Annotated in this window: 9 protein-coding genes; 5 read left to right on the top strand and 4 right to left on the bottom strand. The window is 37.3% G+C overall.

The features are described 5' to 3' along the window. Window positions 1–158: 158 nt before the first annotated feature. Complete coding sequence (locus A7A69_RS02145; RefSeq protein ID WP_152876115.1) at window positions 159–1,499, top strand: alpha/beta hydrolase; 1,341 nt, start codon at window positions 159–161, stop codon at window positions 1,497–1,499. Window positions 1,500–1,599: 100 nt separating this feature from the next. Here the strand turns inward: A7A69_RS02145 and gltP are convergent, their stop codons facing one another. The 3 genes from gltP to A7A69_RS02130 form a co-directional block, all read right to left on the bottom strand. Next, window positions 1,600–2,892 carry a glutamate/aspartate:proton symporter GltP gene (gltP, locus tag A7A69_RS02140; protein WP_152876114.1) on the bottom strand — a complete coding sequence of 431 codons (1,293 nt, stop codon included), beginning with the start codon at window positions 2,890–2,892 and terminating at the stop codon, window positions 1,600–1,602. Window positions 2,893–4,137: 1,245 nt separating this feature from the next. Further along, complete coding sequence (locus A7A69_RS02135) at window positions 4,138–4,758, bottom strand: hypothetical protein (RefSeq protein WP_152876113.1); 621 nt, start codon at window positions 4,756–4,758, stop codon at window positions 4,138–4,140. 90 nt (window positions 4,759–4,848) lie between these two features. Next, entirely contained in the window at window positions 4,849–5,538 is a 690-nt protein-coding gene (locus A7A69_RS02130; RefSeq protein WP_152876112.1) for a putative quorum-sensing-regulated virulence factor, read from the bottom strand. A gap of 200 nt (window positions 5,539–5,738) precedes the next feature. Here A7A69_RS02130 and A7A69_RS02125 point away from each other — a divergent pair, with 200 nt between their 5' ends. Both A7A69_RS02125 and glyA read left to right on the top strand, forming a co-directional pair. Next, window positions 5,739–6,974, top strand: a complete 1,236-nt coding sequence (locus tag A7A69_RS02125) for an alpha/beta hydrolase (protein ID WP_152876111.1) — start codon at window positions 5,739–5,741, stop codon at window positions 6,972–6,974. Between the two features lie 154 nt (window positions 6,975–7,128). Continuing rightward, entirely contained in the window at window positions 7,129–8,382 is a 1,254-nt protein-coding gene (gene glyA, locus A7A69_RS02120; RefSeq protein ID WP_120369570.1) for a serine hydroxymethyltransferase, read from the top strand. Window positions 8,383–8,727: 345 nt separating this feature from the next. Here the strand turns inward: glyA and A7A69_RS02115 are convergent, their stop codons facing one another. Then, window positions 8,728–9,615: an AraC family transcriptional regulator gene (locus A7A69_RS02115; RefSeq protein ID WP_152876110.1), complete on the bottom strand. Its 888-nt coding sequence runs from the start codon at window positions 9,613–9,615 to the stop codon at window positions 8,728–8,730. Window positions 9,616–9,998: 383 nt separating this feature from the next. Between A7A69_RS02115 and A7A69_RS02110 the strand changes: the two genes are divergently transcribed. Further along, the gene (locus A7A69_RS02110) at window positions 9,999–10,850 is read left to right on the top strand and encodes an aldo/keto reductase (protein ID WP_152876109.1); all 852 of its coding nucleotides are present in this window, start codon (window positions 9,999–10,001) and stop codon (window positions 10,848–10,850) included. Between the two features lie 98 nt (window positions 10,851–10,948). Then, window positions 10,949–12,004: an NAD(P)-dependent alcohol dehydrogenase gene (locus tag A7A69_RS02105; RefSeq protein ID WP_152876108.1), complete on the top strand. Its 1,056-nt coding sequence runs from the start codon at window positions 10,949–10,951 to the stop codon at window positions 12,002–12,004. Window positions 12,005–12,060: the final 56 nt, after the last annotated feature.

Below are 12,060 nucleotides of genomic sequence, written 5' to 3'. Positions count from 1 at the left end.
ATAAATCTAATAATACATAATAATAGCGAATTGACTTTAAAATATAATTTTGACCGTTTAGTTAAAAAGTGTTCTATGCAGAGCACTTTTTTTGTGCATAAATAATATTGCATATCAGAACATGCAAACTAAAATTCAAAACATAAAAAGGATATTTTATGAAACGGTCAAAAATTGCGTTAGCACTTACATTCTCAGCGAGCACACTGTTTTTAAGCGCTTGTAATGATAGTCATGATGATTATTTTGGAGTGAATCCAGACCAAACCTATATCTCAGAAACGACTTATAATAAGGACCAAGTTTCAAGCGCTGCATCTGTTAAAGTGATGACCTATAATATGGTCAATGTCCAAGGTAAAACAGCCAAAGCGACTGCTATGGTAATGTTTCCAAAGGTTACTCAACCAAAAGATGGTTATCGTGTTGTGGTATGGGAGCATGGTACGGTTGGGGTGGGTGATAGCTGTGCTCCTAGCAATAATACGATCAATCCGCGGTTTAAAATTTTGGCAGATACTCTCTTGGCAGCAGGCTATGTTGTGATTGCACCTGACTATGAAGGGTTAGGAACACCGGGAATTCATCCTTATCTCAACTTAGCAAGTGAAGCCAAGTCTGCAATTGCTGCTATTAAGGCAGCTAAGGATCATTATGGTAATCAGCTTAATGGTGAATGGATGTCTGTCGGTCAGTCACAAGGCGGACAAGCATCACTTGGCACCGCAGAATATGCGAATGCTGATGCAACCTATCAAGGTGCAGTAGCAGGCGCGCCCGCATCGAGTTTGGGTACAATCATTTTAGATGTTGCACCAGCGGCATTGGCAGCAATTGAACAAAAAGAAATAACGGCGAACGTGCCATTAACCAACCGTGTGTCAGTGAATTCTTATGCGACTTTACTGGCTTATGCTGCGCTTACAGGCGTTGGAATCAAAGCATATGAAACACAGTTTAATTATCGGGATATCTTTCAGGAAAGAGCGAAACCACTGGCTGAATTTGCAGAAGGCACCACAGGGGAAAATGGGCTTTGCTTAGACAGCGATGATACTAACTTAAGTTTGATTGATAAATTTAAAACCGACATTATCAAGTTTATGACCGATAATCCTGATAAAAAAGTTATGGATTATCCTGGCCTAGATACCAACAACTTTAAAACCAATCAAACGGTTCAAAAGTTTTTGGCTGCTAATCAACCAGGGACTAAACGTATAGATAAACCAGTTTACATTGTTCAAGGTACGGCAGATACCAATGTGCCTTACCCTGTAACGCAAGCATTGGTTGAAAATTTGAAAAATAAATTAGGTTCACCAAATGTCGAACTTGATCCTGTTATCAATGCGACACATACGCAGGCAATCGTCTGTCGCAACCTCAAGGTCTATACTTTTATCCAGACTGAAATGCCAGCAAAAACGGGTATAACTCTTGATACAAAGGCTGTTGATGCAAGTGGTAGTCCGCATTGTACAGGTGTCGGTTTATAAAAAAGCGAATATTTAAGCAGACCTAACTAAAAGTTGAGTTGTAAAAAAAGAGTAACTGAAAGTCTCAGTTACTCTTTTACTTGGATAAGTTTATATCGGTTTAGACTTGTTTCAGCGACAACATATAGGCTTCTGCTTTTTCAGCATCATATTGTTTTTGCCACTTACTGATCACTAATGCAGCCAAAGCATTACCGACCACATTAAGTGCAGTTCGAGCCATATCTAAAATACGATCTACTCCTGCAATAAATGCCAGACCTTCTAATGGAATACCAACCACACCTAAGGTTGCAAGTAATACGACAAAAGATGCACCTGGAACGCCAGCAACACCTTTTGAAGTGACCATGAGCGTTAATACTAAAATAAGCTGCTGTGAAAGGGTTAAATCGATTCCGTAAAGCTGAGCAATAAAAATGGCTGCAATACTTTGATAAAGCGTCGAACCATCCAGATTAAATGAATAGCCTGTTGGAATTACAAAACTTGCAATCGCACGAGGTGCACCATAGGCTTCAGTTTTTTGAATGATACGAGGTAATACTGTTTCAGAGCTTGCAGTTGAAAATGCCAAAATAAGTTCGTCTTTTAACAATTTAATGATACTAAAAATATTTAAACCGCAAAATTTTGCAACTGAACCTAAAACTACAAATGCAAAGAACAAGATTGCGGTATACACCAACACCACTAACTTAAACAAAGGCACCAATGATGAAAAACCGAATGTTGCAACTGTCGTTGCAATTAATGCGAATACGCCAATTGGAGCATACAACATTACCATGTGAGTGACTTTGAACATGGTTTCTGCAATGGCATTAAACACACCTAATAAAGGTTGTTTTGTTTCGTTGGGTAATGCTGCCAAGCCAACACCAAAAATCACCGAAAAGAAAATAATCGGTAACATCTGGGCTTTAGCCATAGAATCTATAATATTGGTTGGAATAAGACCTAAAATTGTTTGCAGGAAACCATGCGCATGAGATTGATATTCATGTGTAGTGGCTTCAAACTTGGTAATGTCTACTTTGTGCAGCATAGACATGTCTACACCAGCGCCCGGTTGGAAAATATTTGCAGCAAGAAGCCCAACAATAATTGCAACGGTGGTGATGACTTCAAAATAAATAATGGTTTTTAGACCAATACTTCCAAGTTTTTTGGTATCACCAATGCCTGCAATTCCTAAGATTAGGGTCGAAATAACAATAGGCACCACAATCATTTTGATCAGGCTAATGAAAATTTGACCTGCTGGTTTAAGAATATTACTAACAATATACTCTTGATATTCAGGCTGATTGTGCAGAATGCTACCAGCAATAATACCTAAAATAAGTGCAATCAGAATTTGCCATGCAATGCTAATCCGTTTTTGTTTCATATCAATCTCAATATCTTGCAAAGATCCTGATCGTGGTGACATAGAAAACGAGAAAAATCATTAAAAAAGACAAGTCGATTTATCTTTTGGTGTTAAAGGGAATCACACCGCAATCAAAACGTTCATTTGCCAAGCTAAATAAGAGTTTCTCTGGTTTTCATCATCTCGATGAATCTAAAATTTGCCTTAATTCACCAACTAACATGATTGATCTGGTCCGAATGGGACTAGAAGCAAGTTCGGACATCAAAAATTGTCTTTGGATCATTGTTAAATGTGATTAACGAAGATGTAGTATTTGAAATACCAAAATCTAAAATTAAGTATCACTAAATAATTTTATTGCAATGAATATGCCAAATTAACCAAATTCAAGCCAGAAAATTAATAGTGTGAAGATGTATTTAAATTAGCTATGTATTCTGAAATAAATAAATATAAATGTTATGTTTTTCATAAAATAAATCCTTTTATATGAAAATTGATTGTCATTTAATAGTGCATTTTAAGAAAAATTGCACCAACAACACACATATTAGTGTGGAAAAATAAAAAATCAATGCTTTTAAGACGAATCTATAAATTAAATTTTCTATGTATATCATTTATTTATTGAAAATTAATCTAATTTAATCTCTTTTTATTTTTAGATAAGTACGTCATTTCTTATTAAGAAAATTTCATATTATATTGTGATGTAGGAATCCTATTATTAATTAGAATAATTTATTTTAATTAATATGTAAATTCGTATTTTTATAATATTGTGATATTAAAAACGTATGAGTTTTAACTTTCTCTTTTGTTAATAATTTCTTATTAATCTTTATTTGGCATTTAAGGTGGGGTAATGCACCCTAATTTTTGAGACTAGATTGCAGTGCAAAAAAATATTGAACAAGTTACGCAGAGCACTATAAATATTTTATGAAGGCTAGATTTTATAAAAATAGGAGATTTTTCAATTAAAATTGCTTGATCATTTGGACTTAAGTTTTCACAAAGACCGATTCAAGGACAAAAAAAAGCCCACCGAAGTGAGCTAAAGGGCTAAATTGATATAACGCAGAGAAATATATCATATTTACTATATGTATCTATAATACTTTGGATTAGAGAAAAAAGTTAGTTTTCTAGTTGTAATCGCTGAAAAATTCTGAACGATGCAATTCGCATCTGTATAAAAATTAAATTTTAAAAGATCTTTTTTTATTTTTGAGTTAATCGTTTTTGAATAAATCCTTTTTATTGATCAAGCTGAAGTTGTTGTAAGGCGAAATTAACCTGTTGTAATTGTTGGTTGAGTTGTTGTGGGGGGATCCTTGTTTCTTGTAAATGAGTGATCCATTGCATTTGGCAAATTTTGAGTTGTTTAATGTTCGATGCGTTATTAATTTGATCTAAAAGCTGCCTTGCAAGTAGTCCACAATAGCGAGATAACGTTTCTGCCATTAAAGTTTTAATTTCTTCAAAAGCCATGACGGACAAGGGTTCTACATGAATTTTTGGTTTTTCATGAGATTGACTATCGGTTTGATCTTTTTTGATGACAGGAGCCTGAGCAATTGAAGGCTGATGTATGATCGAAAGATCATCATTCAATTCTGCTACTTCGGTCAGTCGAATATCGGGAGAAGTTATTGGCTTAGCTATAGATTTCGAATGCGCTTGAAATTGAATCAGTCCCAATTCTTCAAGTTGTTGTAATAATTCAGCAGAAGCAATTTTTTCTCTGAACTGATCACTTAGCTTGTTAAAATCCTCAGTACCAATTAAAAGCAATAATCGGCGCTGTCTGACGTTTAAGTTTAACTGACGGTTTTCGAGTGCAGTATGACCTTGCGCTGTTTTATAATAATGAGACATCCCCAATTTATCCCTTTTATAAATTGGGAATACCTTAAAACGGTAAAATTACACTAATATGAAAATAACTGAATAATCAGAAATTTAGTTTTAGGTTGTGGTATTTTCAAGCGCTTTTTTTAGATAAGGATCAAGATCATCCTGACGTAATAGCCAATTTACATAGTCACTTGGTAAATCAGAAATCAAAGTACCTTTGTGTTTACCAAAGTTAATTTTAGTGGGAATCCGTGCTTGTTCAGAAGCGAGGTAAAGTCCTTCAATATCTTCGATATTCAGATGATGAACAATATGCATCAGGATATTGGCAGTCAAAATAATATCTGCATCTGCACGATGCGCACCTTTTAGTAGTTCTCGTGCTTTATCACTTCCTTTTGATATGAGATAGATTAAAGCAGAAATATTATGCGCATCTGCTTGTGGCCAAACTTTTCGCGCAAGTGCAAGGGTACAAATGGCTTTAATATCTTGTGTTTCTACGCCACAACGCGCAATGGCAGACATGTCATAATCAACATTATGCCCAATAATATAAGTGGTATCGGCAGGTAACTCAAAAGAAGTATATAAAGGTTGATCGACGAGATCGGACTCTAAAATATGATGTACCGCCATTGCTGCATAAGAGATCGGTTGATTGACCTGATACAACTGGTCAAATAGCTGACTTTTATCCAGACTAAGTTTACCCGCACGAACCTCTATAGGTGCATATGCAATTTCGATAGGTAAACCATTGAGGGTATGTGTTTCGGTATCCAGAATAATTGCAGTCATTAAATGAATGATCTCAATATTACATCAAACGCTAAATGTAGCATTCCTGATAAATCATGAAAAGATTCAATTGAGTCTATGAATGTTATGTTTCACTTTGTATAAGTGTCTTGTTTCTATTGTTAAAAAAGCATAATTTGTAAGTTGCATTATTGTGCAATACAACAAGAATGTTGAATATATTTTAAGGATAAGAAAAAATGAAAAAAAAGTTGCTTACGGTCTGTACAGTTAGCTTAACCATGTTTTTATCAGCCTGTAATGATGATAATGACTGGAATGATGGCTTTAATCCACCACCTGATATTCCAGAAAATAACATTCAAAACCCTGTTGTCCGTACGGATAGCTATAGCTTAACCGATATGAGTGCAGTTGCTGGTGAAAGTCTGATCATGACATACAAAATGTTGGGGATTAATAGTAAAGAAGTGCAGGCGACAGCGCTAGTTTTCACGCCTAAAGGAGCTGCGCCGGTTGGAGGTTGGCCAATTGTCGCTTGGGCACATGGTACAACGGGTGTGGCGGATAAATGCGCGCCAAGCCGCACGGCAATGAATGATTATATTAAAGGGATGATTGCCCAATTGCTTGCGAACGGTTACGTTGTGGTCGCACCTGATTATGAAGGTTTGGGAGAACCGAGCGGGCAGGAGTTACATCCGTTTTTAAATGTAAAAAGTGAAGCTTTTTCTATAACCGATGCGGTCGTTGCTACACGAAATTATTTGGGTAGTAAGGTAAATAATAAATGGGTGACAGTGGGACATTCACAAGGTGGACAGGCCGCATTGGGCGCTGCTGAATATGCTTCACGTGCCAAGCTCGATTATAAAGGTACTGTTGCTGTTGCACCCGCATCTAATTTAGATGTTATTTTAACTTTGGGTGAAGCCTCTGTAGCTAATCAACCTGTAACTACACAGATTCCTGTATATGCAAGTTTGGATACTTTTACTGCATTGATTACCGCAGGATTGCGCAATCCAAACCCAGATTTTAAATATACTCAGGTGTTTAAAGATCCAACTGCTCAGATCGCTGAAAAATATGCAGAAACAGAATGTGCAGGTGATATTGGCAATGCCTTTGCTGGCAGTATGGGGTTATATGCTCAATCTATTGGAAGCCTGAATGGTTATGGTCGTACACAAGATAATTTCCTGAATGTTCCAGTGGTGAAAAACTTTACCTCTAAAGATGGTCAGCCTTTGACTGTTAAGGTGACTACACCATTGAAAATTTATCAGGGTAGTAATGATACCACCGTACCACGAATCGCGACCAATATACTGGTCGATTCAGCCGAGAAAAAGGGTACAACTATTCAATATATTACCGACGATGGTAATGCAGTGAAGTGGGATCATGGTACTGCTTACGTGTTGAATATTCCGAACATAGTGCAAGATGTCGGTACGATGCTTTCCAAATAATCATTATTTTTAGTAAATGTGGCTCATGAAAATAGCATGAGCCATTTTTATTTAAAACTGAACAAAGTTCATTCTGCTTAATCTCAAAGTTCATGCTACAATAGCGCCCAATCTTAGCACGGCTTAAAAGCCCTAATTCATAGGACCCTCGCTAATGTTTGCCAACATTTCTCTTTCTGAATTTGATCCTGAATTGGCCAAAGCAATTGACGCTGAAGATGCGCGTCAAGAAGCGCATATTGAGCTTATTGCATCTGAAAACTATTGCTCTCCTGCGGTGATGGAAGCGCAAGGATCAAAACTAACCAATAAATATGCAGAAGGTTATCCTGGCAAACGCTATTATGGCGGTTGCGAATATGTAGACGTGATTGAGCAACTTGCAATCGACCGTGCTAAAGAACTTTTTGGCGCTGATTATGCTAATGTGCAGCCGCATGCGGGTTCACAAGCGAACTCTGCTGTGTATTTAGCTTTATTAAATGCTGGCGATACTGTATTAGGTATGAGTCTTGCACATGGTGGTCATTTAACTCATGGCGCTAAAGTTAACTTCTCTGGTAAAACCTATAATGCCATTCAGTACGGTTTAAACCCTGAGACTGGTGAAATTGATTATGAAGAAGTTGAGCGTTTAGCTTTAGAACATAAACCACGCATGATCGTGGCTGGTTTCTCTGCGTATAGCCGTGTGGTTGATTGGCAACGTTTCCGTGATATCGCGGATAAAGTTGGCGCGTATCTGTTTGTTGATATGGCTCACGTGGCTGGTTTGGTTGCTGCGGGTGTATATCCGAGCCCAGTTCAAATCGCGGATGTAACAACGACTACAACTCATAAAACACTTCGTGGCCCACGTTCAGGTTTGATTCTTGCTAAAGCAAACGAAGAAATCGAGAAAAAACTTCAATCTGCTGTATTCCCTGGTAATCAGGGTGGTCCATTGGTACATGCAATTGCAGCTAAAGCAATATGCTTTAAAGAAGCAATGGCACCTGAATATAAAACTTACCAACAACAAGTGGTAAAAAATGCTCAGGCAATGGCTGAAGTATTGATTGGTCGTGGCTATGATATCGTTTCAGGTGGCACAGATAACCATCTATTCCTATTGTCTTTAATTAAACAAGACATCACGGGTAAAGATGCGGATGCATGGTTAGGCAATGCTAACATTACTGTAAACAAAAATGCGGTTCCAAACGATCCACGTTCGCCATTTGTGACTTCTGGTATTCGTATTGGTACACCAGCAGTAACAACTCGCGGTTTCGGTGAAGCTGAAGTACGTGACTTGGCTGGCTGGATTGCTGATGTATTGGATAGCAAAGGTGATGAGAACGTCATCGCTGATGTAAAAGCAAAAGTTGAAGCAGTGTGTGCAAAATTCCCTGTATATGCTAACTAAGTAAATTGCTTGCGAAAAAGCGCGCTTATTGATCTGACTCCAATCAGTTGGATCGACTAGCTGTTAAGGACTGATTTCTGTATTCTACAGAGCTCAGTCCTTTTTTAATTTAACCTTAGTTTGATTATGGTTGTAATAATAAATACATTCCTGAATGGTTTGTTCTCAAGCATCAATAGATTTAAAGTGCTCCCCGCAAAACATTTAGAAATTTTAAGTTTCCAACAAAGCTTTGCAGAACAGCATGATCTAAGTTGTGACCTCTACATGGCATTGTAGTTAAAGCGCACATGAGCAAACTTTAAAGATTTTTGATGATGTCTAATGTCACTTAAATAGCAACATTCAAAAGCTTTTTAAATCTTCTGACGGAGGCATGCCAAAGAAGCGTTTATATTCACGAGAAAACTGCGACAGACTTTCATATCCTACTTGAACACTGGCCGATGACACATCTAAATCTTCAGTCATTAATAAACGCCGTGCTTCAGTTAAACGCATTCTTTTTTGATACTGCAACGGACTCATCGATGTAATATCGCGGAAATGTTGATGAAAACTGGATAAGCTCATGCCCACAGAATTTGCTAATTCATCAATGCTCATAGGTTTGAAAAAATTTTGTTTGAGCCATTCAATTGCTTTGATAATCCGATGTCCATTTGTTCCTGTCGCTGCGATTCTTTTAAGCCGATCTCCTTGTGGGCTCATTAATAGGCGATACAAAATCTCCTTAATAATTAAAGGTGACAAGATTGGGATATCATCTGGTGTTTGGATGAGTTGTAGTAAACGTACAAAAGCATCAGTTAATTCGTGAGGCAGTTCACCTACGGCCAATCCTTTTTTATCTTCTGTACTGTGTTTAAAAGGGATATGCGCTTCAAGCATAAGCTTGGCTAATACGTAAGGATCTAGTTTTAAGATGATGCCCAAATAAGGCTTTTCTGGCGTAGCAGTAATAATCTGAGAAATTACGGGTAAATCAATCGCAGTAAATAAAAAATGTTCTGCATCATAAATATAGCTTTCTTCGCCCAAAATCACTTGCTTTTTACCTTGTGCAATCAGACATAAACTTGCATCTAATATATTACTGTGGGCTTGGGTTGGGGCTTCCCAACGATTCAAAATTAATCCTGAAATTGGTGTTTCAAAACGATTTTTCGCAACAGTGTATTGATCGACCAATTGAATCAACTGCTCATGCTTATTTTTCGTTGTGATTGTCATTCAGATCATCTCAAAACCTTACTTATTTTATTGTAGAAGTTTTCAAAAATTTGAATAGAGCAAAGACCAAAGATTTGGAGGATTAGGCAAATATGCAAGAGAAATAGTACAGCAAAGTATAGCTTGGGTTTCTATACTAATTATCAGAAGAGAGGCGATTAGCAATCTCGACCTAACATGCAATTGAGTAACAATTTGAGCCTAAATAAGATGGGCATGAATTGTAGGGTCTTGATAATTTTATTTCGTCCTTATAGGCATAAATCAAAATGACATAACCTAGATTAGTTCGAGCGAGTATCTGAGCAACAGTATAAAAAGGTGGAGCAAGACTAAAACGGTAATCATTCTTTTATTGATAAATTCTTAATGTGGAGTGAAGTATGCTTTATACAACACTAAATAATGGCGTGAAAATGCCAATATTAGGCTTCGGCGTATTTCAAATGACCGATATGCAACAGTGTGAGGATGCCGTGTATGACGCATTACTAACAGGTTATCGCCATATAGATACCGCCGCAGCTTATGAAAATGAACAAGCAGTAGGCCGTGCGATTAAACACAGTGGCATTGCACGTAAGGATTTGTTTATTACTAGCAAACTTTGGGTACAAGATGCAGGTTATACCTCTGCCAAAAAAGCCTTTGAAAGATCACTAGAGCGTTTAGATTTAGATTATCTCGATTTGTATTTAATTCATCAGCCCTATTCTGATGTATATGGTTCTTGGCATGCATTACAAGAATGCTATGAGGCGGGAAAAATAAGAGCAATCGGTGTGAGTAATTTTTCAGTGGATCGGATTGCTGATTTAATTGCATTTAATCGCATTGTTCCTGCAGTTAATCAAATTGAAACGCATCCTTTTACGCAGCAAGTTGCTACACAATCATTTTTGAAAATGCACGGTGTTCAACATGAATCTTGGGCACCCTTTGCAGAAGGGAAAAATGAAATTTTCCAAAATGAAATTTTAAAAACCATTGCAAAAGTACATGCTAAAAGTGTCGCACAAGTGATTTTACGATGGTTAATCCAGCGGGACATTGTTGTGATTCCCAAATCGGTAAACACCGAACGTATTAAAGAAAATTTTGATGTGTTTAATTTCGAGTTGACAGAACTGGAAATGCAACAGATTCAGAGCTTGGATACCGCAACACATTTAATCGTAGATCACCGTGACCCAGAGCGTATTGAACGAATTGCCAAGCTTCGTTTCAACACTTAATTCGGATGGAACATTCCAACCCATATTTATTCATGGCTTGGAATAAAACATCAAATGTAATCATATGGATCAACACAAGCTGATTTTTGGAGAAAACTATGACGATACAGGTGTTAGGTTATGCTGCGCACAATGAGACCAGTGCTCTAGTGCCATATAAATTTGAACGTCGTAATGCCCGCGAAGATGATGTCGTTATTCAAGTTGAATATTGCGGCGTTTGTCATTCAGATTTACATATGGCTCGTAATGACTGGGGTTTTACTCGATATCCTGTTGTGCCAGGACATGAGATCGTTGGACGCGTGACCGAAATTGGAAACAAAGTCAAAAAATACCAAATTGGTGATTTGGTTGGTATCGGATGTATGGTGGACTCGTGCCGCGCTTGTTCCGCTTGTCATGCGGGTTTGGAACAGTATTGTGAAGAGGGCAATACTCAAACATATGGCAGTGTAGATCGGCATGACCAGAGAACAACTTATGGTGGTTATTCCAAAACGATCATTTGTAGCGAAGACTTTGTTGTTAAAGTTCCTGAAAACTTAGATACAAAAGCGATTCCACCGATACTTTGTGCAGGAATTACTACTTGGTCGCCACTTCGGCACTGGAATATAGGCAAAGGCAGTAAAGTCGCCGTGGTTGGCTTGGGTGGTTTAGGGCATATGGCAATTAAACTTGCAAATGCTTTAGGGGCAGAAGTGACATTATTTACCCGTTCAGCCAAAAAAGAACAGGATGCAAAACTGCTAGGTGCACATCATGTGGTTTTATCTACTGATGAATTACAAATGAAATCAGTGGGAAATCAATTCGATTTAATTATCGATACTGTACCTTATAATCATGATTTGAAACCTTATATTCCAACTTTAGCTTTAAGTGGAACAATTGTATTGGTGGGATATTTAGGAGAAATCAGTGCAAATTCAGTTCCAATGATTATGGGACGTCGATCTATTGCAGGTTCCGTAATTGGTGGAATTAAAGAAACCCAAGAATTGCTCGATTTTTGTGGAGTACACAATATTGTGTCTGAAGTTGAGATGATTGATATGCAAAATATCAATGACGCTTATGAAAGAATGCTGAAAAGTGATGTTAAGTACCGCTTTGTAATTGATATGCAGTCTTTGAGAAAGGAAATTTAAGTATTTGACGTCCAGTTAAGTTGCTTATGTGCTTAGTCAAAATGGATGTAACTGAG

The organism is Acinetobacter guerrae, from assembly GCF_009372255.1.
Classification (GTDB): domain Bacteria; phylum Pseudomonadota; class Gammaproteobacteria; order Pseudomonadales; family Moraxellaceae; genus Acinetobacter; species Acinetobacter guerrae.
Note: the sequence above shows the minus strand (reverse complement) of the source record. Positions and strands in the feature narration are given on the sequence as shown.

What these genes read in the sequence shown, in the direction of transcription:
- A7A69_RS02125 (WP_152876111.1), top strand. Translation starts at nt 5,739, where the DNA reads ATGAAAAAAAAGTTGCTTACGGTCTGTACAGTTAGCTTAACCATGTTT.
- A7A69_RS02115 (WP_152876110.1), bottom strand. Translation starts at nt 9,615, where the DNA reads ATGACAATCACAACGAAAAATAAGCATGAGCAGTTGATTCAATTGGTC.
- gltP (WP_152876114.1), bottom strand. Translation starts at nt 2,892, where the DNA reads ATGAAACAAAAACGGATTAGCATTGCATGGCAAATTCTGATTGCACTT.
- A7A69_RS02130 (WP_152876112.1), bottom strand. Translation starts at nt 5,538, where the DNA reads ATGACTGCAATTATTCTGGATACCGAAACACATACCCTCAATGGTTTA.
- A7A69_RS02145 (WP_152876115.1), top strand. Translation starts at nt 159, where the DNA reads ATGAAACGGTCAAAAATTGCGTTAGCACTTACATTCTCAGCGAGCACA.
- A7A69_RS02105 (WP_152876108.1), top strand. Translation starts at nt 10,949, where the DNA reads ATGACGATACAGGTGTTAGGTTATGCTGCGCACAATGAGACCAGTGCT.
- A7A69_RS02135 (WP_152876113.1), bottom strand. Translation starts at nt 4,758, where the DNA reads ATGTCTCATTATTATAAAACAGCGCAAGGTCATACTGCACTCGAAAAC.
- A7A69_RS02110 (WP_152876109.1), top strand. Translation starts at nt 9,999, where the DNA reads ATGCTTTATACAACACTAAATAATGGCGTGAAAATGCCAATATTAGGC.
- glyA (WP_120369570.1), top strand. Translation starts at nt 7,129, where the DNA reads ATGTTTGCCAACATTTCTCTTTCTGAATTTGATCCTGAATTGGCCAAA.